Raw genomic sequence first — 20717 nt, 5'->3', positions numbered from 1 at the left:
ATCTTAAATTGTAGCGGGAGTAAGCCGCCTGGCGTTGCCAATCAGCGCTCTGTCGGGTCGATTCCACGACTTTGCGCATCCCACTGCGACGCGGGGTCATCCGCGACAACGGCGGTTGCTCGTTCGTACTTCTTCGTTGCCGTGGGCCACCGGTGAGCTGAGACCGTTGCAAGCAACCCCACGACGACGATAAGTGCCCCCGCGACGAGAGCGGTGTATGACCACATGCTGCCTTCGACCATGACAATCAGTGCGCGAACAGAATCGATACCGCTGATGCCCGTGGACTGGGTTACCAATTCGGATGAGGATAGGGCCGGGTCGGCGAGCGTGGACTGACTCACGACCACAATGGCCACACCAACGGCTGCCGCCACCGCGCCAAGAATCCGGCGCACAAGCACGGAAGCGATACTGAGGGCGGCAACGAGAGCAAAGACGGAGAGGGCGAGGGCAGCAAGCGCACCGGCCGCATCACTGCCGAGCACCTCGACCACAACGTCATCCGGGAGCGTAATGGTGAACCACCGCTGGGTCCAGGTGAGCATCACGACAGCCGCGAGAAGCGCAAGCCCGGCGAGGACTACTGAGCGAGACCGCTTACCGCTCATGAGCTCAACTGAGTCATTGCGTTGGCAACCGCGACAGCGCGCAACGGCGCTGCAGCCTTGTTCTGCGCTTCTTGGTGCTCTGCGGCCGGATCTGAATCCGCGACAAGACCGGCGCCAGCTTGCACACGAGCCACACCGTCGACAATCGTGACCGTACGGATAGCGATCGCGAGGTCGGCGTCGCCAGCGAAGTCGAAGTACCCCACGACTCCGCCGTAAACACCGCGTTGGGCCGGTTCGAGCTCATCGATAATTTCAAGCGCGCGGGGCTTAGGTGCGCCCGATAGCGTGCCAGCAGGGAACGTCGCGCGGAACACATCTACCGCGGTTGCATCCGGGCGCAGATCGCCCTCGACAGACGACACGAGGTGCATGATGTGGCTGAAGCGTTCGACCTGCATGAACTCAGTGACGGCGACAGTGCCCGGCGTGCAGACCTTCAGGAGGTCGTTACGGGCGAGGTCGACAAGCATTAGGTGCTCGGCGCGCTCTTTCGTGTCGGCGAGCAGTTCCTCGGCGAGTTCAAGGTCATGCTCGGTGTCGCTGCCGCGCGGACGCGAACCAGCGATGGGGTGCATGTGCACACGCTTTTGGCTAACTTTGACGAGAGCCTCGGGGCTCGCTCCCACGATCGAGTACGGTCGCCCATCGAGGTCCACGAGCGACAACAAATACATGTACGGCGAGGGGTTCAAAGTGCGCAACACGCGATAAACGTCAAGCGGTGAGGCCGAAACTTCGTGGTCAAAGCGCTGAGATATGACTACCTGGAATACATCGCCGTCGCGAATGAACTCTTTCGATTTCTCGATGGCAGTCGCGTACTCCGCGGGAGTAGTGCGTGCTGACGGGTGCGGTTCGATTTCGATGTCGACATCGGCCAGGAAGGCGTCCGTCGGCTGAGCGAGACCGGTTTGGAGGGAGTCGAGTCGCGATTGCGTCTCGTGCCACATCTCATCCGGGGTTTGGTGTCCGTCGTTGAGCGCCGTCGAGATGAGTAGGACGGTGCCGAAACGGTGATCGAGCACCACGAGGTCGGAGACGAAGCTGAGCGCTTGGCTCGGAACATCAAAATCAGCGGGTGGGGCATCGGGAAGGTTCTCTAGTTCGCGGACCGCTTCCCAACCGATGAAGCCGACGAGACCACCGGTGAGCGGAGGGTGACCCTCAACGCGAGGCGTCTTCCAGCGCTCGTTGAGATGAGCGAGCGCATCGAGCGGCGCAGTCGGGCAGTCGTCGCCCAGAATCCGCTCGCGCGGCATCCCGTAGTCAATCCACTCGACGCCGTGGTCGTGTTGCGTGAGCACGCCGAAGCTTGCAACACCGACGAAGGAGAAGCGAGCCCAAATGCCGCCCTGACCGGCCGACTCGAGTAAAAAGGTGCCGGGATTGGCTTTCGCTAGCTTGCGATAAACGCCGACTGGAGTCTCACCATCAGCAAAGAGCTGACGGATGACCGGCACGACGCGGTGTCCGGCAGCAACGAGCTGATCGAACTCGTCGCGAGTGGTGGTGCTATTCATCAGAGAATCCTTGGCGGGGAACGAGCGGATCAACTTCGAAACAGGAATGAGCGCCGGTGTGGCACGCGGGGCCCACCTGCTCAACGCCCACGAGCAGCGCATCGCGGTCGCAGTCCAGTGCCGCCGTGCGCACGTACTGGCGGTGCCCGCTGGTGTCGCCCTTGCGCCAGAGTTCTTGGCGGCTGCGGCTGTAGAAGGTGACTCGCCCCTCGGTAAGGGTGCGCGTGAGCGCTTCCGCGTTCATGTAACCCAACATGAGCACCTCTTTGGTGTCCCACTGCTGGATAATCGCCGGCAGCAAGCCGTCGGGCGCGAACTGAGCGCGTTCCAGCACATCGTTTACGGTCTCGAGAGTGATTTCATCGCTCATCGTGTCACCAATCCATGACTTTTCAGTGAAGCTTTGACATCGCCAACCGTCAGCTGACGGCTGTGGAAAACGGATGCGGCAAGGACGGCATCCGCACCCGCATCAATCGCCGGAGCGAAGTGCTCGACCTTTCCGGCACCACCACTGGCGATGACCGGGACTGTGGCGAATTCACTGATCGCGGAGACGAGTTCGAGGTCGAACCCTTCCTTCGTACCGTCAGCATCGATCGAGTTGACGAGCAGCTCCCCTGCGCCACGCTCCATGGCTTCACGGGCCCATTCGAGAGCGTCGCGGTCAGTCTCGGTGCGGCCGCCGTGGGTGGTGACGATCCAACCGTCTCCGCGGCGCTTAATGTCGAGGCTGAGCACGAGAACCTGAGCGCCGAAACGGTGCGCAATGTCATCGATGAGCTCAGGGCGCGCAAGGGCGGCGCTGTTGACGCCCACTTTGTCGGCGCCGTGAGCAAGAAGCTTCGAGACGTCGTCGGGTTGGCGAACTCCGCCACCAACTGTCAGTGGAATGAAGATTTGCTCGGCAGCGGAACGCACCACCTCGTACATAGTGGCGCGACCCTCAACCGTTGCCGTTACATCGAGAAAGGTAACCTCGTCGGCACCCTGCTCGTAGTACAGACGCGCTAGGGATACCGGGTCTCCAGCATCACGCAGATCTTTGAAGTTCACGCCCTTGACGACGCGACCGTCGGCGACATCGAGACACGGAATAACCCGCACAGCGACCGTCACGTTAGATCCTCGCTGCGTGAATCGCGCTGACCAGAATGGCCCGTGCGCCGACGGCATGCAGTTCGTCCATCACCTGGTTGGTATCAACCCGGCGCACCATGGAACGCACAGCAACCCAGGCGGGGTCTTGGAGAGGCGAAACCGTGGGGCTTTCGATACCCGGCGTAACCTTCGTGGCCGCTTCGAGCAACGTCACCGGAACGTCGTAATCGATAAGCACGTACTGGCGGGCAACGAGCACTCCCTGCAGGCGACGTTGAAGCGTCGCGCCGCCCTCTACATCTTTGCCCGAACTGATCAGAACAGCGGTCGAATCGAGGATGACGGGACCGAAGATTTCGAGGCCCTGCGCCCGGAGCGTGGAACCGGTCGACACCACGTCGGCCACGGCATCCGCTACTCCGAGTCGGATCGCTGATTCCACCGCACCATCGAGGCTGACGAGCTCTGCCGTGACGCCGTGGCGCTCAAGGAATGCTCCAACTAGACCGACATAACTGGTAGCGACGCGCACGCCGTTGAGGTCGGAAAGTTCGCTGAACCGCCCAGGCTCCCCCGCGAAGCGGAACGTCGAGTCGCCAAAATTAAGGCTGGCGATTTCGGTCGCCGGCGATCCCGAATCCAACAGCAGGTCTCGGCCTGTGATGCCAACATCGAGGGCTCCGGAGCCCACGTAGGTGGCAATGTCGCGGGGACGAAGATAGAAGAACTCGACGCCGTTGCGGTCATCGCGAACGTTCAAGGCGCGCGGATCTCGTCGGCCCGTGTAGCCCGCTTCGTGCAGCATTTCAGAAGCGATCTCACTCAGTGAACCCTTGTTGGGCACTGCAACTCTTAACATGTCAGCTCTCAGTCAGTTGGTGCGAAAAGTGGTCGTTGGCGCATCAAAGATGTCGCCATACGTCCTCCGGGCTGAGCCCTTTCGCAACCATCAGAACCTGAAGATGGTAAATAAGTTGGGAGATTTCGTCTGCGGTTTCTTCGTCCGATTGGTACTCGGCTGCCATCCACACTTCGGCAGCCTCTTCCACAATCTTCTTGCCGATCGAATGCACTCCGGCATCCCACAGGGCAACCGAACCAGAGTCGGCCGGACGTTCTACCGCTTTGCGGCTTAGTTCAGCAAAAAGTGCGTCGAAGTCTTTCACACGTCAAGGGTACCGCCCCGGAGGGCGGTCCCTTGCCGCATGACTCGAACGAGGTGTGACTAGTTCGTGCCGAGCAGGTCGATCACGAAGGTCAAGGTACGCCCCGAGAGCTGGTGACCAGCACCGGCGGGACCGTACGCGAGGTGAGGCGGGCAGATGAGCTGGCGGCGGCCACCAACCTTCATACCGGGAATTCCCTCTTGCCAACCGCTAATGAGCGCCATCAGCGGGAAGTTTATGGATTCGCCGCGGCTCCACGAGGAGTCGAACTCTTCGAGGGTCTCAAAGTCGACGCCCAAGTAGTGCACGTCAACCGTGGAACCAGCAGTTGCCTCCGCGCCGGTTCCCTCTTCAATGTCAATGATGACGAGCTCAGTGGGCGCAGGGCCCTCATAGAACTCGACCTCTGGCTTAGATTTTGCTGAATCAGTCATTCGACTAGTCAACCAGATTGCAGAGGATTCGCGCCCCAGCGGCGCTCAGAATAAGGCTGTGTTCGCTGTGGGCAACACGCAGGGTGCGCGACAATCGGCACTGGCATCCGCCTGGCCTACCTTGGCAAAAAGACTCAGCACTCAGCAGAACCCTCGGCTGAGGGCTAGTGAGCGTGCCGGTGCGCGCGAGCCTTCTCGCGCAGTTCGGAGACTCGCAAAGACGGGTCGTCGCCGCGGTAGACCGCAGAACCGGCAACAAACGTGTCTGCTCCGGCCGCAGCTGCGATCTCGATCGTGCGCTCGTCGACTCCGCCGTCAACCTGGAGCCAGACATCGAGCCCGCGCTTGTCGACGAGTTCACGAAGCTGGGTGAGCTTGGGCATCGTCTCCTCCATGAAGCTCTGGCCGCCAAAACCTGGCTCGACGGTCATCACCAGCACCTGGTCGAACTCTTCGAGCAATTCGAGATACGGGCTGATCGACGTTCCAGGCTTCACCGCGATTCCAGCTCGCGCACCTTTCGCCCGCAGCGTTCGCGCAAGGCCCACGGCATCCGCCGCCGCTTCAGCATGAAAAGTGACGCCGTACGCGCCGAGGTCTGCATACTCGGGAGCCCACCGATCCGGATCGGTGATCATCAAGTGCACATCAAGCGGAATCGTCGAGACCTGCTGGATGCGCTCCGTCATCTGAAGACCGAACGTCAAGTTCGGGACGAAGTGGTTGTCCATGATGTCGACGTGAACGAGGTCGGCGTTCGAGATCTTCGCGATATCGCGCTCAAGATTCACGAAATCCGCCGCCAGAATGCTCGGGTTGATTCGAACGGACATAAGCGAAACCTCTCTAGGCGTCAGCTTTAACGAGCAGCTGAATAAACATGGCGTCAGTTCCGTGACGGTGTGGCCACAGCTGAACGTGAGTTGCTTCGGGCAGGTCGAGCTGTGCTTTCGAAAAGCTCTGCACCACTGCGGGAGTGTCCATCTTGGTTACTCCTTCGACCTTGCGCAACACTGAACCGACGATCGCCTTGGTTTCCGCGGCGTGCGGTGAGCACGTGACGTACGCCAGCACTCCACCCGGCTTCAACGCTTTCAATGCTGATGTCAATAACGCAGTTTGGAGCGCTCCGAGCTGGGCCACATCGCCTGGCTGCTTGCGCCACCGCGCCTCCGGCCGACGACGAAGCGCGCCAAGCCCCGTGCACGGCGCATCGAGCAGGATGCGATCAAATTGAGCAGGGTATTCCTCACCAAGTTCTACGCCATCTTTTTCCCACACCTCGGGTGGGGCTTCGAAGACGGCCAGAGCGTTGCGGACGAGCTTCGCACGAGCGGGTACGAGTTCGTTCGCGGTGAGCGTCGCGCCACCCTGCAGAGCTTCAGCGGCGAGCAGCGCCGCTTTACCGCCGGGGCCTGCACACATGTCGAGCCACGACTCCCCCGCCACGATGGGCCGAACACGGCTGAGCGCCAGTGCTGCGATCTGCGAACCCTCATCTTGCACGCGGGCGCGGCCGGAAGCGATGGCCGCATTCTTGGCCGGATCACCTTCGCGAAGAGCACCGCCAATGGGCGAGTACTCGGAGGGTGTCACATCGATGTCCTCAGCCTCAGAGAACCCCGGCAGCGCCACGACCGAGACACGGGCCGGCACATTGTCAGCCGCCAAGAGGCCCTCAAGTTCAGCCTCACGGCCCTCGGCAACAAGCACCTGCCGGAACGCGCGAGTGACCCACAGCGGATGGGAATACGCCAGCGCCAGGGCTTCTTCACCGGTGCCTGCTGCGGCGATCACGCGCTCGCGCCAGGTCTCGGCATCATGCTTGGTGATGGCACGCAACACCGCATTGACGAAGCCAACGGCTGAACGAGAGCCAATGGTCTTCGCCAAGCGCACCGACTCATCGACGGCTGCATGCGAAGGGACACGCATCGACAGCAGTTGATGAGTCGCGAGCCGCAATACATCGAGCACCGGAGGATCGATCTTCGAGACCGCTCGGCCAGCGGCCTGGGCGATAACGGCGTCGTAGTACCCCTGCATGCGCAGCGTGCCGTAGGTCAGCTCGGTGGCAAGTCCGGCATCTGCGCCCGAGAGTTTGGCGCGTTCGAGATGCACGGGTAGGAGCAGGTTTGCGTAGGCATCGGACTCGCGCACCGCCATGATGACATCGAGTGCGACTCGACGGGCTGACTGTGCGTAGCTCACGAAGCCACCACCTCTGATTCTGAATTCAGGCCGCGCCACCAGGCTGCGGCATCCATTGCTTTGCGTCCCTCGGGATGGACCCGGAGAAGTTCTAGGGGGGCGGTCGCTGTGCCGACCAAGACCTTTTTACCGGCAAATTCGAAGTGGCCCGGAGCGAGCGACGGGGTGTCGCGCGCAATGGCGGCCTCAAGCACCTTGAGGCGGCTGCCTTCAATTGAGGTCGATGCACCGGGCTCGGGCGTGACGCCGCGGATGAGGTTATGGACTGTCTGCGCTGATTCAGTCCAGTCGATACGACCGTCGTCGAGCGCGAGCTTCGGCGCCAAGGTCACTTCACCGACCTGCGGTTCGGCATCAGCTGTTCCGGCAGCAAGCGAGTCGACGACCTGTGACAGCAGCGTGGCGCCGGACAGCGACAATTGCTGAAGTAACGAGCCCGCGGTCTGCTGAGCACCAATTGGCTCGGTCATCGTGGCAAAAATATCGCCCGCGTCGAGCTGCTCAACGAGTTGGAAGACTGTCGCGCCCGCCACAGTATCCCCCGCCATAATCGCGCGTTGCACGGGGGCGGCTCCACGCCACTGCGGCAACAACGAAAAGTGAAGGTTGATCCAGCCGAGGCGAGGAATCGTGAGGACGTTCGCAGGCACCAGACCGCCGTAGGCCACGATCACACCGAGATCAACCTGAAGGTCGTCGATGGCGGATGCCGCAGCCGCGTCAAGGCGGTTGGCTCGAATAACGCTCACCCCAGCTTCTTGAGCCCGCGCCGCCACGGGCGTTGGCGTCATCACGCGGCGTCGTCCCTGGGGCGAATCGGTGCGCGTGAGTACTCCAGCAACGTCGTGCTCCGAGTTCAGCAAGGCCTCGAGACTGGGGACAGCTACCTCGGGGCTACCGGCAAAAAGAAGTCGCAAGGAAGTCATCCGTCAATTGTCTCGCGAATTTGGGTAATTGCGCGCACTCGAAGATTAGAGGTCGACAAAGGGCTCCAAATCGTCGAGGTGAACACGCAAGCCCGGTGGCGGTTGTTGCGCTCGGGGTGTGCCGGGTTTGCGACTACTGCGCGCCACGGTCGTTGCCGTGACCACGAGCGCCTTGAGTTGTTCGGCGACAGCGGCGCCGTCCTTGTAGTCAAATCGAACAATGGTTCGCACCAGACCACCGGGCAGATCAACCGGACCGAGAATATCGAGCGGCGCTACGGGCAGCTGCCTGATCGCATCGTCGATGAGTGCGACCTTGCCGGTGAGGGTCGCTACCCGCACTGCGGGCGGAAAGCGAAGTTCGCGACGGTCCGCGAGTTCGGTCAGGGCGAAATCTTCTTGGCGCCACGTCACGAGCGAGGTGGCGAGCGCGCCACCGACTCCCACGATCACTGTGGGGGCGCCATCTGCTGCCAAGGCGATCGCGTTTGACCACCACCGGAGACAGTCTTCAGCCACGCGAAGGCTCTCGCGTGCCAGCATTCCGGCGCCATCAAGCAGCAGCACCGCCCGGTAGCCGCCTTCGGCCACGGGCTCAGCGCCCCGGGTGGCAATCACGAGCGAGGGCTCGTTGGCGACCGTGAGCACTTGATGATCGCCGTCGGCGACGATGACGCGATAGCCCGGGAATGCCCGACCCAACTCGTCAGCGGTACGGGCGCTTCCCGATCCGACCATCCGTAGTTTCACACCATCGCACTCGCGGCACCGCCATTTCACGGCGAGGGCGCCGCACCAGACACAACTAGGGGTTGCGGATGCCGAACGCTGCGCCAGCGGCCCGGCGCAAGTCGTGCAGCGAGCCGTTTGGGCGCAGTCCGCGCACGCGAGACGCGGTGCGTAGCCGGGACGCGCCACCTGCACGAGAACCGGCCCCTCGTCGAGACCAGCCCGCGCGGCCTTCCACGCCGCCGAGGGAATGCGTGCAATCGCCGCCAGACGATCCTGGCTGACCTGGTTTGCGGAGGGAATTACTTTCGGCGGACGAAGCCCTCCAGGGTTGAGAGCAACCAACCAGCCGACTTCGACGAGCCGCTGTACTTCGGTGCTGCGGGAATGGCTAAGAAAGACCAGTGCGCTCTGCTGTTGCTCTTGGCGAAGCAACGCGGCATCTCGCGTGTGAATATACGGCGAGAGATTTTCGCTGTAGAGCGAATCACCGTCATCCCACACCACGATGAGCCCGAGGTTGGCTGCCGGCGCGTACACCGCCGAGCGATTGCCGATGATCACATAGGCCGTGTTGTCGTGAGTACGGAGGAAGTTACCGTAGCGTTTTTGAACGCTCTGACGAGCATCCAGTCTCAACACTCGGTCAGCAGGCAGCAGAGCCGCCGCGGCCGCTTCAAGCTGCTCTTGATCGCGGAAGTCCGGCGTCGCGAGGATCGTCGTGGTTCCTTGGAAAAGCGCGTGGGCCGCCAGCTCGACCATCGTGACCGCCCAACGACCGACCCACACTCCCGGGGCCACCTCAGTGACGCCAGTGGGTGCGGAGAGCGCCGCACGCTTGCGCTGCGTGACGAGAGTCTCGATGGCACCCTCGTCGAAGAACGCCACTGGGCCCGGCTTCACCAGTGGCGCGAACGTGGTGGTGGCGGGATCAGGCAGGGTTTTCTCGGCGCGCGCGTGGCGTTTCGGGATGCCCAGCCTTAAGACGTCTGCCGCGTTGCCGGCGGCGCGATCGGCAGCCGTGCGCGCAAGCGTCCAAACTTCGGGCGAGAGCACCGGGAACGGTGAAATGACGGAGTCGAGTTCACTCAGTTTTCCGGCGTAATCCACGGTGTCGGTGAGCTCGACAATCCAGCCCTCAACGAGGCGCCCGAGCGTTCTGAGCGGCGCTTTGACGCGCACGCCCGCCTTAGCCTCGGCACGAAGCTTCTCGGGGATCGCGTAGTCAAAGAGCCTGTCTAACTGGGGCAGAGGCGAATCAATGAGCACCCGAGCGATGGATGCGTCAGTCATCGCTACAGGCCGGCCGCCTGGCGAAGTGCGTCGACGCGGTCGAGGCGCTCCCAGGTGAACTCGGGAAGCTCGCGACCGAAGTGGCCATAGGTGGCCGTCTTAGCGTAGATGGGACGCAACAGGTCGAGATCACGAATGATCGCCCCGGGGCGCAGGTCAAATACTTCGTGAATCGCGCCAAGGAGTACCTCATCGGAGACATGCCCCGTACCGAAGGTTTCCACGTAAAGGCTGACGGGAGCCGCGCGACCGATTGCATACGCAATCTGCACTTCGACGCGGTCGGCAAGGCCTGCCGCCACCGCATTTTTGGCGACCCAGCGCATCGCGTAGGTTGCTGAGCGATCGACTTTAGAGGGGTCTTTTCCGCTGAACGCTCCCCCGCCGTGCCGAGAAGCGCCACCGTAAGTGTCGACGATGACTTTGCGGCCGGTGACACCGGCATCGCCCTGAGGGCCACCGATTTCGAAGCGGCCGCTGGGGTTCACAATCGCCTGCAGGTTCGAGAGATCGAGGCCCGAACTTTCGGCGATGGGGCGAACCACCAACTCCTCAATCTCCTGACGCAGCTGCGCGGTTGAGACGGAGGGTGAATGCTGCGTGGACAGCACCACAGTCTCAATACTGCGGGGCACGGAACCCTCGTAGCCGACGGTCACCTGAGTTTTGCCATCGGGGCGCAGATAGTCGACAAGGCCTTCTTTGCGCACTTCGGCCAGCCGCTCTGCCATGCGGTGCGCAAACCAGATCGGGGCGGGCATCAGCTGCGGGGTCTCGTTAGTGGCGTAACCGAACATGACACCCTGGTCACCGGCCCCCAGCACATCCAGAGCGTCTTGTGAATGCTCTTCACGAGCTTCGAGAGCTCGGTCAACGCCCTGCGCAATATCCGGAGACTGAGCACCGATCGAGATCGAGACGCCACATGAACGACCATCGAAGCCGACGGCCGAGGAGTCGTACCCGATTTCCGAAATGCGATCGCGCACGATGGCGGGAATGTCGGCATAGCCGGTGGTGGTGACCTCGCCCGCAACATGAACCAGACCGGTTGTCACGAGAGTTTCAACGGCGACGCGCGCGTTCGGGTCTTCTCGAAGCAGCGCGTCCAGAATACCGTCGCTGATCTGGTCACAAATCTTGTCGGGGTGACCCTCGGTAACGGACTCCGAGGTGAAGGTGCGCAGGGGCGAAGTCATAAGCCGTCTCCGGTAGTGATGAATGGATGTCAGCGGGCTGCGAACACAAGATCCAGAATGCGGTGAGCCACCGACAACTTGCTTCCGCTTGCCTCGCCCACTCTATCGCCGCCGCCGTTGATGACGATGACAGTGTTACTGTCTGTGGCGAATCCCTCGGTCCAACCGACTCGGTTGATCACGAGGTAGTCGCAGCCCTTGCGGGATACTTTGCTCCGGCCCAATTCGAGCAGCGCAGCGTCGTCTGGTTCGGTCTCCGCAGCGAAGCCCACGATCGTCTGCTCGCGCGGCCGGGCGTTCGAGAGACCCCGGAGAATGTCTGGGTTCTCTTCCAAGCGCAGTTCAAGCGTGCTGGTGTCGCTGCGCTTCTTGATCTTGGATTGCGCTGTCTCGGCCGGGCGGTAGTCAGCAACCGCCGCGGCCATAATCACGAGATCGGCAGATGCTGCCTCAGCCGTCACCGCAGTCTGCAGTTCACGCGTTGTTCCCACCTGCACACAACGCACTCCCGACGGCAGCGGAACTTCGAGGTTCGCGGCAATCAGCGTGACGTCGGCGCCGCGAGACGCCGCAGCCATCGCCAGAGCAACGCCCTGTTTACCGCTCGAACGATTACCAATGAAGCGCACCGGATCGAGGGGCTCGCGCGTGCCCCCTGCCGTGACGAGCACGGAGCGGCCCGCGAGATCGCGAGTGGCGGCCGCAGCGTCGAGCACAGCGGCGACAATGTCGCTCGGCTCAGACATCCGGCCAGGTCCATTGTCAGAACCGGTGAGTTGCCCGGATTCGGGGCCGATGATGTGGATGCCACGAGAGCGAAGTGTCTCGACGTTGGCTACCGTGGCAGCGTTCTGCCACATCTCCGTGTGCATCGCCGGAGCGACGAGCACGGGAGCAGTGCTGGCAAGGATGGTGTTGCCGAGAAAATCGTTGGCTTGGCCGGTGGCGATCTTCGCGATCGTGTTGGCCGTCGCGGGTGCAACAACAATGACGTCTGCCGCTTGACCGACAGCGACGTGCCGAACCTCGTCCACGCCCTCGTAGAGGTCGGTGTGGACCGGGTTGCGACTGATCGCCTCAAGAGTGGGTAGCCCCACAAACTTGAGGGCGTTGCTTGTGGCCACGACATGAACGTCGTGGCCAGCAAGCACAAGCTCGCGCACAACAGAGACTGCTTTATAAGCAGCTATTCCGCCAGAAATTCCGACGACAACGTTGAGCGCGGTCACCGAGGAACGTTCTATTCGCCGCTGAGTCGCTTGAGTTCGAGCTTGTTTTCGTTGATCTCGTGGAGAGCAACCGAAAGGGGCTTGTCTTCGATCGTGGAGTCTACGAGAGGCCCTACGTTGTCGAAGAGGCTGCCTTCGTGAAGGTCTGCGTAGTAGTCGTTGATCTGACGAGCGCGCTTGGAAGCGAAGATAACGAGCTGGTACTTGGAGTCAACCTTCGACAGAAGTTCGTCGATGGGGGGATCAATGATGCCCGAGTTCTTGTCAACCATAGGGGTGCTCCTTGGAGTCGGAAGTGGTCGCGCCAGCGGGCGCATCCATCAATTCTACGACTTCTTGAGCCGCTTGGCTTACTTCTGTGTTCACAACCTTGACATCGAACTCATCCTGAGCCGCCAATTCGACCTTTGCAGTCTCCAAACGGCGAGACTGTTCGGCGGGTTCTTCGGTGCCGCGGCCGATGAGGCGGCGCACTAATTCTTCCCACGTGGGCGGCAGCAAGAAGACCAACAACGCTTCCGGCATAACGGTGCGCACCGAGCGTGCACCCTGAAGGTCGATCTCGAGCAGAACCCGCTTACCCTCGGCCAGTGCAGCATCGATGGGAGGCCGCGGCGTGCCGTAGCGGTAGGAGTTGTGCACGACCGCCCACTCCAAGAGTTCGCTATTGCCAATCATCGAATCGAACTCGTCATCAGTCACGAAGTAGTAGTGAACGCCATCGATTTCGCCCGGGCGGGGCTTGCGAGTAGTGGCAGAAACGCTGAGTAGAACATCCGGATGATTCTCCCGAATGAAACTCGACACGGTGCCCTTGCCGACGGCAGTCGGGCCCGCAAGCACGACGAGTCGTGTTGGCTCGGGGCCTTGGCGGCTCGACAAGTAGTCGGTCAATCGCTGGCGCTGTTTCGGACCCAACCCGCCCACTCGCTTTCGGTCGGCAATCGCGAGGTCGGCCATGATCGACTCGACACGGGTCGGGCCAAGCGAAGGAACGCTCATCAGCAGCTCTCGAACTAAGAGTCGAGCTTCAGCGCTTTCTGGCTGAGCCCACGCGGTGCGTGCGACGCTGAGCGCGGTTCGTGCGCGTTCGGCGACTTCTCGCTTCACCGCAGCCCGGGCGCGTCGCGCTGCAATCGCGGCGCGTGAGGCCGCTGCGCGGTCCACAGCGGGAGGAGTCGGACGAGGGCCCATTAGCGAACCTGCTCACGGAGTTGAGAACGCAACGATCGAAGTTCAGCCGGAATCTGGCTTGCGCCCTCCTGCAAAACACTGCGGGACACCGTCACGATTGTGTTCGCTACAGCATCGCCATACAGCTCACGAGCTTGCTCGACCTGGGCACCCTGGGCACCAAAACCGGGAGCCAGAATGGGCAGATCCACAAGCTCGCCGTTCTTGATGCCGTAGTCGGCGACCTCGACGGTCGCACCGATCACCACGCCGAACGATCCCAGTCCGCTTTCGGTATTGAGCGCCGCCACATCACGAACAACACTTGCCGCCACGGTCGCACCCTCGTGCTCCCCCTCAGCGATTCGAGCCGTCTGGATGCTTCGCGCTGCTGCGTTAGAAGTCGCCGCAAGAACGAAAATTCCCTTGCCCGCCGACCGCGCCAACTCGAAAGGTCCTGAAAGCTCAGAAACGCCCTGATAGGCCACCGCCGTCATCGCGTCAGCCTCGAGCGGAGAGCCCGGCGTGAGCCAGGCCTGCCCGTAGGCATCAACGGATGACGACAGGTCGCCACGCTTCACATCGGCGATCACAATCAGCCCGGCGGAGCGCGCCAAGGCGAATGACTCCTCGAGAATCGCGTACCCCGCAGACCCGAAGCGCTCGAAGAACGCCACCTGGGGTTTGATCATTCCTACATTGCCGGCTGCGGCATCCACCGCACGAAGCGCGAACTCGCGAACGCCGTGAGCGTCGTTGGAGAGACCCCACGTCTCGAGCAGGAACGGATGCGGGTCGATCCCTAGACACACTCCCCCGAACTCATCGAAGGTCTGCGCCAGTCGCGAAGCGAAACTAGGCATTGTTGGCTACCTTCTCGAGCTCGGCAGCGCGGTCGAGCGCGTAGTCCTGCAGCGAGCGAACGTCGAAGCCGTCGCGGATCGCCTCGAACGACGCCACTGCTGCTGCGAGTTGGGCGATGGTCGTGAAGATCGGCTTATCTGCGGCAACCGTCGCCGTACGGATCTCATAGCCATCGGCGCGAGCACTGCGCCCACTTGGCGTGTTGATCACAACGTCGACCTTGCCATCATTGATGAGTTCGACAATCGACGGCTCAGCCGCATCCAATTCTTGACCCATGAAGTACTTGCGCACGACCTGAGCCTCGATGCCGTTGCGCGCGAGAATCTCGGCGGTGCCCTCGGTGGCCAGAATGGTGAAGCCGAGCTGGCTCAACCGCAAAACCGGCAGGATGACAGCGCGCTTGTCGCGGTCAGCGACAGAGACGAATACCGATCCTCCATCGGGAAGACCGCCGTACGCAGCCTCCTGGCTCTTGGCGAACGCCTTCGGGAAGTTGGAATCGATACCCATGACTTCACCGGTGGAGCGCATCTCCGGGCCGAGAACCGAGTCGACGACGTTGCCCTCGACGGTACGGAACCGCTTGAACGGCAGCACTGCTTCCTTGACCGATACCGGCGAAGTCGACGGCACTTGCGAGCCATCAAGCACCGGCAGGAGTCCACTTTCGACGAGCGAGCGGATGCTGGAACCGGCCATTACCAGGGCGGCAGCCTTAGCGAGCGGGATGCCGAGCGCCTTGGAAACAAAGGGAACGGTGCGGCTCGCCCGCGGGTTGGCCTCAAGCACGTAGAGAATGCCCTGACCGATCGCGAACTGCACATTGATCAGTCCGCGCACGCCGATTCCTTCGGCGATGGCGAGCGTCGCTTCCCGAACCCGGTTGAGCACGTCGCGACCGAGCGTGACGGAGGGCAGGGTGCACGCCGAGTCACCGGAGTGAATACCGGCCTCTTCGATGTGCTCCATGATTCCGCCGACGTACAGTTCGTTACCGTCGTAGATGGCGTCGATGTCAATCTCGATGGCGTCGTCCAAGAAACGGTCGACGAGCAGCGGCGATTTCTCCGAGATGATGACGAGGTCGCGAACGCGATCGAAGTAGTCGGCGAGAGCTTCGGAGTCGTAGACGATCTCCATCCCGCGGCCGCCGAGCACGTGCGACGGGCGCACGAGAACCGGGTAGCCGATGTCCTCCGCAATCACGATCGCTTCGGACTGATTGGTCGCCGTGCCATTCTTGGGCGCGAGCAAGCCTGCGTTGTCGAGAATGGCAGAGAAGAGTCCACGTTCCTCGGCGAGGTCAATCGCTTCCGGAGTGGTACCGAGAATCGGAATGCCGGCATCCTTGAGGCCCTGAGCAAGCCCGAGCGCCGTCTGGCCACCGAGCTGCACAATGACGCCCAGGAGCTCACCGCTGCCGCTCTCGGCGTGGATGATTTCCAGCACGTCTTCGAGAGTGAGTGGCTCAAAGTACAGGCGGTCGCTCGTGTCGTAGTCGGTAGATACCGTCTCGGGGTTGCAGTTGATCATGATTGTCTCGTAGCCAGCGTCCGACAGCGCGAACGAAGCGTGAACACACGAGTAGTCGAACTCAATGCCCTGACCGATACGGTTCGGGCCTGACCCGAGGATGACGACCTTCTTCTTGTCGCTGGGCACGACCTCAGTTTCGGAGTCGTAGCTCGAGTAGTGGTACGGCGTCAGAGCCGGGAATTCGCCAGCACACGTGTCGACCGTCTTGAAGACGGGGCGCACATCGAGGTTCCAGCGCACGTCGCGTACCTCAGCCTCGGTCAGTCCGCGCAAGTCAGCGATCTGAACATCGCTGAAGCCGTGGTTCTTCGCGTAGGTCAACAGAGCCGCCGTCAACTCTGGTGCCGCTGCAACATCCGCTGCAACTTCGTTAATGAGTGCGATCTGGTCGATGAACCAGGGGTCGATCTTGGTGGCGTCGAAGACTTCTTCTGACGTCGCACCGGCACGCATGGCCTGCTGCACGGTGACGATGCGACCGTCGGTAGCGACCGACGATAACGTGAGCAGCTCATCCTTGTTGCCGACTTCCCCATTCCAGTGGAAGCTCGAATCGCGCTTCTCGAGCGAACGAAGTGCCTTCTGCAGAGCGGTCGAGTAGTTACGGCCAATCGCCATTGCTTCACCGACCGACTTCATCGTCGTCGTGAGACGCGTGTCGGCGGCGGGGAACTTCTCGAAGGCGAAGCGAGGAACCTTGACGACGACATAGTCGAGCGTCGGCTCGAAGCTGGCCGGCGTCACCTTGGTGATGTCGTTCGGGATCTCGTCGAGGCGGTAGCCGATGGCGAGCTTGGCCGCGATTTTCGCGATCGGGAAGCCCGTTGCCTTCGACGCCAGCGCGCTCGACCGAGACACTCGCGGGTTCATCTCAATGACGATGACGCGACCATTGGCCGGGTCGATGGCGAACTGGATGTTGCAGCCACCGGTGTCGACGCCGACAGCACGGATGATGTCGATACCAATGTTGCGCAGGTTCTGGTACTCGCGGTCGGTCAGCGTGAGCGCGGGAGCGACCGTGATCGAGTCTCCCGTGTGCACACCCACCGGGTCGACATTCTCAATCGAACACACGACAACGGTGTTGTCTGACGTGTCGCGCATGAGCTCGAGTTCGTATTCTTTCCACCCGAGGATGCTCTCCTCGAGAAGAACTTCGGTGGTCGGGCTCTGGTGAAGGCCATCGGTGACCATACGAACGAGTTCTTCGGGGGTGTACGCAAAGCCTGAGCCGAGGCCGCCCATCGTGAACGAGGGGCGGATAACGAGCGGGTAGCCCAGGTCTTCGGCGAACTCAACCGCTTCAGCAACCGTGTGAGCGATGTGCGACTTGGCGACATCCGCTCCACAGTCGAGAACGAGCTGTTTGAAGATCTGGCGGTCTTCACCCTTGTTGATGGCTTCGAGGTTGGCGCCGATCAGTTCGACGTTGTACTTCTCGAGGATGCCGTGAGCGTCGAGCTCGATGGCCGCGTTGAGAGCAGTCTGGCCTCCGAGAGTCGGAAGCAGTGCATCCGGACGTTCCTTGGCGATGATCGACTCGATGACTTCCCACGTGATGGGCTCGATGTACGTGGCATCAGCGAAGTCTGGATCGGTCATGATCGTGGCAGGGTTCGAGTTCACGAGGATGACACGGATGCCCTCCTCACGCAGCACGCGGCAGGCCTGAGTGCCGGAGTAATCGAATTCAGCGGCCTGACCGATAACGATCGGGCCGGAGCCGATAACGAGTACCGATGAAATGTCGTCTCTCTTGGGCATTACTTGGCGTCCTTTGCGGTCTCGAGAACAAGGTCGCGGAACCTGTCGAAGAGGTAATTGGCATCGTGCGGGCCGGAGGCCGCTTCGGGGTGGTACTGAACGGAGAACGCGGGAATGTCGAGGGCCCGGAGGCCTTCAACCACGTTGTCGTTGAGGTTGACGTGGCTCACTTCGACGCGACCGAAGCCTGCCGGCGACTGGCTGACCTCACCAATCGGAGCGTCGACTGCGAATCCGTGGTTGTGCGCGGTGATCTCGGTGCGCAAGGTCTTCACATCGATGACCGGCTGGTTGATACCGCGGTGACCGAACGGCAACTTGTAGGTGCCGTAGCCGAGCGCGCGGCCCAGGAGCTGGTTGCCGAAGCAGATTCCGAAGAACGGGAGGCCCTTCTTGAGAACCTGGGTCAACAGCTCAACGTGACCGTCGGATGCGGAGGGGTCGCCGGGGCCGTTCGAGTAGAACACGGCGACGGGCTCGATCGCGAGCATCTCGTCGAAGGTGACGGTCTGCGGAAGCACGTGCACCTCAAATCCGCGCTCGGCGAGGTAGTTGAGCGTGGAGGTCTTCACGCCGAGGTCCAGAACGGCCAACCGACCAATGCTCTCCCCCTTCGCTTCGACAACGTAGGCCTCAGAGGTGGACACTTCAGACGACAGACTCTGACCCGCCATCTCGGCCGCTGCTGTGATCGCCGCGAGCTGCTCTTCGACGCTGAGGTCGGCAGCCTCGCCGGAGAAGATGCCGCCGCGCATCGAGCCAGCATCGCGCAAGCGACGGGTTATCGCACGGGTGTCTACACCGCTGATACCGATGATGCCCTGCTCGATGAGTTGAGCATCCAGCGACTCTTCAGCACGAAAGTTCGAGACGACACGACTCGCGTCGCGCACGACGAAGCCCGACACCCAAATGCGAGAGGACTCGGGGTCTTCGGAGTTCACACCGGTGTTACCGATGTGGGGTGCCGTCATGACGACAATCTGTCCCGCGTAGCTGGGATCGGTGATGGTCTCTTGGTAGCCGGTCATCCCGGTCGCAAAGACGACCTCGCCAATCTTCTGGCCGCGGGCACCATAGGCCTGACCGAGATAGCGCGAGCCATCTTCGAGAACGAGCACTGCGGGTTCAAAGGTCACTGGGACTGCCTTTCGTTGCCGACGACACTATCGAGAGCGCGTTCACACGCCTCCGGGTCATCCATTCGGAAATAACTATCGACTGCAGTGCCATCGAGATTCCACTCGATCACCTGCAGTCCGTTGCTTTCGACCACGCGGTCGATGGTCCAGGTTGCGCGCGTAAAGCCGCGCACATTCGAGCCAGACACCCAGAGATCAGGGGAACCTGCGCGAGAAACGACGATGCCCTCGGGATGCACTTCAAGGAGGCAGTTCGCCCGGAAGCCCAAACCATGGACGTTGATGCGGTTGAGCTGATCACCAGCGACGGTTGTCGCAACGTACTTTCCGCTGAAGCGGAGTTCAGTCGGATCAAGGTCGGCAGGGGGTGTCACCGGGGCGCCGATGTGGGCTTGTCGTCGCTTGCGCGAGTACCAGCCGAACACCATCAGCGCCAGCAGAATCAGCGCAAGGCTGACCAGAATGAGCAGCGGAATGTCTTTAGCCACGACCTGCCTCGCTCCCGGCTGCGCGCGCCTGCTGAGCGACCTCAACAGCATCCACGACTTCGCCATCCCGCACTGTCTCGTAGCCGTTATGGATGGTGGTCATCACCCGACCGGGAAGCTCTCGCCCTAAGTACGGCGAGTTCGCGCTCTTGCCGCGCAGTGATTCTTTCGAGAATGTCGAACGAGCGCTCGGGTCTACCAGCACGATGTTGGCGGGGGCTCCGAGAGCGAACGGCGTTGCGTAACCGTCAAGACGACCGATTTCTGCCGGCTTCTGCGAGAGCACTCGCGCAACATCCGCCCAGTCGAGCTGGCCGGTGTCAACGACGGCTTGCTGAACCACGTTGAGCGCTGATTCGAGCCCCACCATTCCGAACGCGGCCTCGGCCCAGGAGCATTCTTTTGCCTCGGGAGGGTGCGGCGCGTGATCGGTCGCGACGATGTCGATCGTGCCGTCGGCGAGAGCCGCACGCAGGGCGTGGACATCTTCGTCGCGACGCAGCGGCGGGTTTACTTTGAAGCGAGCGTCGTAGCCCCGCACGAGTTCCTCTGTGAGAAGCAAGTGGTGAGGCGTTACCTCTGCAGTGACGGCGATCCCGCGAGCCTTTGCCCAGCGGATGACGTCGACCGAACCGGCGGTGGATAAGTGGCAGATGTGAAGACGGGCGCCCACGTGCTCGGCAAGCAAAACGTCTCGGGCGATAATTGACTCTTCCGCGACAGCGGGCCAGCCGGCGAGCCCGAGCTCGCTCGAGACAGCGCCCTCGTTCATTTGAGCATCGACTGTCAACGTCGGTTCTTGAGCGTGCTGAGCGACGACTCCATCAAAGGTCTTGACGTATTCGAGCGCGCGCCGCATCAGCAACGCGTTATGCACGCACTTTCCATCGTCGGAGAACACCCGCACGTTGGCGCGCGAGTTGGCCATCGCACCGATTTCGGAGAGTTTCACACCATTGAGTCCCTCAGTGACCGCGCCGATCGGGCGAACGGTGGCGTACCCGTGGTCGAGCCCAAGCGACTGCACTTGCTCGACTACTCCGGCCGTGTCTTGAACAGGCATGGTGTTGGCCATCGCGAATACGGCGGTGAAACCACCCATCGCGGCAGCGCGCGTACCCGACAGAACAGTTTCGCTCTGCTCGAACCCCGGTTCGCGCAAATGAGTGTGGAGGTCGACGAGGCCCGGGAGAGCCTGCAGACCGGCTGCATCGATCGTGCGGTCTGCAGCGGTGGCATCCGTGAAGACGCCGCGCTCAATCGTGAAATCTCCGCGCTCACCATTCGGCAGCGTGGCGTTGACGATTCTGATACTCACGAGA

At 61.9% G+C, this 20717-nt stretch carries 20 protein-coding genes; all 20 read right to left on the bottom strand.

Annotation, left to right across the window (positions count from 1 at the left end; genetic code table 11):
- Nucleotides 1–41 precede the first annotated feature (41 nt).
- Entirely contained in the window at nt 42–611 is a 570-nt protein-coding gene (locus I6E58_RS08185) for a Trp biosynthesis-associated membrane protein (RefSeq protein WP_197132142.1), read from the bottom strand.
- Nucleotides 608–2134, bottom strand: a complete 1527-nt coding sequence (locus I6E58_RS08180; protein WP_197132140.1) for an anthranilate synthase component I — start codon at nt 2132–2134, stop codon at nt 608–610. Before I6E58_RS08180 ends, I6E58_RS08185 begins: the two co-directional genes overlap by 4 nt.
- A complete protein-coding gene (gene hisI / locus I6E58_RS08175; protein ID WP_197132137.1) occupies nt 2127–2504 on the bottom strand; it encodes a phosphoribosyl-AMP cyclohydrolase in 378 nt (125 codons plus the stop codon). Before hisI ends, I6E58_RS08180 begins: the two co-directional genes overlap by 8 nt.
- A complete protein-coding gene (hisF, locus tag I6E58_RS08170; RefSeq protein ID WP_129071453.1) occupies nt 2501–3253 on the bottom strand; it encodes an imidazole glycerol phosphate synthase subunit HisF in 753 nt (250 codons plus the stop codon). The genes hisI and hisF overlap by 4 nt, the downstream gene beginning before the upstream one ends.
- A 1-nt stretch (nt 3254) precedes the next feature.
- Nucleotides 3255–4094, bottom strand: coding sequence for an ATP phosphoribosyltransferase (gene hisG / locus I6E58_RS08165; RefSeq protein ID WP_197132134.1), 840 nt, complete (start codon nt 4092–4094; stop codon nt 3255–3257).
- Nucleotides 4095–4137: 43 nt separating this feature from the next.
- Complete coding sequence (locus tag I6E58_RS08160; protein WP_100388946.1) at nt 4138–4401, bottom strand: phosphoribosyl-ATP diphosphatase; 264 nt, start codon at nt 4399–4401, stop codon at nt 4138–4140.
- Nucleotides 4402–4460: 59 nt separating this feature from the next.
- Nucleotides 4461–4835, bottom strand: a complete 375-nt coding sequence (locus tag I6E58_RS08155) for an FKBP-type peptidyl-prolyl cis-trans isomerase (protein ID WP_197132132.1) — start codon at nt 4833–4835, stop codon at nt 4461–4463.
- A 164-nt stretch (nt 4836–4999) separates the two neighbouring features.
- Nucleotides 5000–5668, bottom strand: a complete 669-nt coding sequence (gene rpe / locus I6E58_RS08150; protein WP_197132130.1) for a ribulose-phosphate 3-epimerase — start codon at nt 5666–5668, stop codon at nt 5000–5002.
- A 13-nt stretch (nt 5669–5681) separates the two neighbouring features.
- Nucleotides 5682–7046, bottom strand: a complete 1365-nt coding sequence (locus I6E58_RS08145; RefSeq protein WP_197132128.1) for an RsmB/NOP family class I SAM-dependent RNA methyltransferase — start codon at nt 7044–7046, stop codon at nt 5682–5684.
- Nucleotides 7043–7963: a methionyl-tRNA formyltransferase gene (gene fmt, locus I6E58_RS08140; RefSeq protein ID WP_197132944.1), complete on the bottom strand. Its 921-nt coding sequence runs from the start codon at nt 7961–7963 to the stop codon at nt 7043–7045. Before fmt ends, I6E58_RS08145 begins: the two co-directional genes overlap by 4 nt.
- A gap of 54 nt (nt 7964–8017) precedes the next feature.
- Nucleotides 8018–9994, bottom strand: a complete 1977-nt coding sequence (locus I6E58_RS08135) for a primosomal protein N' (RefSeq protein ID WP_197132127.1) — start codon at nt 9992–9994, stop codon at nt 8018–8020.
- Between the two features lie 2 nt (nt 9995–9996).
- Nucleotides 9997–11193: a methionine adenosyltransferase gene (metK, locus tag I6E58_RS08130; RefSeq protein ID WP_197132125.1), complete on the bottom strand. Its 1197-nt coding sequence runs from the start codon at nt 11191–11193 to the stop codon at nt 9997–9999.
- Between the two features lie 29 nt (nt 11194–11222).
- Complete coding sequence (gene coaBC, locus I6E58_RS08125) at nt 11223–12422, bottom strand: bifunctional phosphopantothenoylcysteine decarboxylase/phosphopantothenate--cysteine ligase CoaBC (RefSeq protein WP_197132123.1); 1200 nt, start codon at nt 12420–12422, stop codon at nt 11223–11225.
- 11 nt (nt 12423–12433) lie between these two features.
- The gene (gene rpoZ, locus I6E58_RS08120) at nt 12434–12694 is read right to left on the bottom strand and encodes a DNA-directed RNA polymerase subunit omega (RefSeq protein ID WP_009772249.1); all 261 of its coding nucleotides are present in this window, start codon (nt 12692–12694) and stop codon (nt 12434–12436) included.
- On the bottom strand, nt 12687–13616 hold the full coding sequence (gene gmk, locus I6E58_RS08115) for a guanylate kinase (protein WP_197132121.1): 930 nt from the start codon (nt 13614–13616) through the stop codon (nt 12687–12689). Before gmk ends, rpoZ begins: the two co-directional genes overlap by 8 nt.
- The gene (gene pyrF, locus I6E58_RS08110) at nt 13616–14458 is read right to left on the bottom strand and encodes an orotidine-5'-phosphate decarboxylase (RefSeq protein ID WP_197132119.1); all 843 of its coding nucleotides are present in this window, start codon (nt 14456–14458) and stop codon (nt 13616–13618) included. The genes gmk and pyrF overlap by 1 nt, the downstream gene beginning before the upstream one ends.
- On the bottom strand, nt 14451–17765 hold the full coding sequence (gene carB, locus I6E58_RS08105) for a carbamoyl-phosphate synthase large subunit (protein ID WP_197132117.1): 3315 nt from the start codon (nt 17763–17765) through the stop codon (nt 14451–14453). The genes pyrF and carB overlap by 8 nt, the downstream gene beginning before the upstream one ends.
- Nucleotides 17765–18904: a glutamine-hydrolyzing carbamoyl-phosphate synthase small subunit gene (gene carA / locus I6E58_RS08100; protein ID WP_197132103.1), complete on the bottom strand. Its 1140-nt coding sequence runs from the start codon at nt 18902–18904 to the stop codon at nt 17765–17767. The genes carB and carA overlap by 1 nt, the downstream gene beginning before the upstream one ends.
- Nucleotides 18901–19395: a hypothetical protein gene (locus I6E58_RS08095; protein ID WP_197132094.1), complete on the bottom strand. Its 495-nt coding sequence runs from the start codon at nt 19393–19395 to the stop codon at nt 18901–18903. Before I6E58_RS08095 ends, carA begins: the two co-directional genes overlap by 4 nt.
- Nucleotides 19388–20713 (bottom strand): dihydroorotase, encoded by a 1326-nt coding sequence (locus I6E58_RS08090; RefSeq protein ID WP_197132091.1) that lies wholly within the window; start codon nt 20711–20713, stop codon nt 19388–19390. Before I6E58_RS08090 ends, I6E58_RS08095 begins: the two co-directional genes overlap by 8 nt.
- Nucleotides 20714–20717 lie beyond the last annotated feature (4 nt).

Source organism: Salinibacterium sp. SWN1162 (assembly GCF_015864675.1).
Lineage (GTDB): Bacteria > Actinomycetota > Actinomycetes > Actinomycetales > Microbacteriaceae > Rhodoglobus.
Note: the sequence above shows the minus strand (reverse complement) of the source record. Positions and strands in the feature narration are given on the sequence as shown.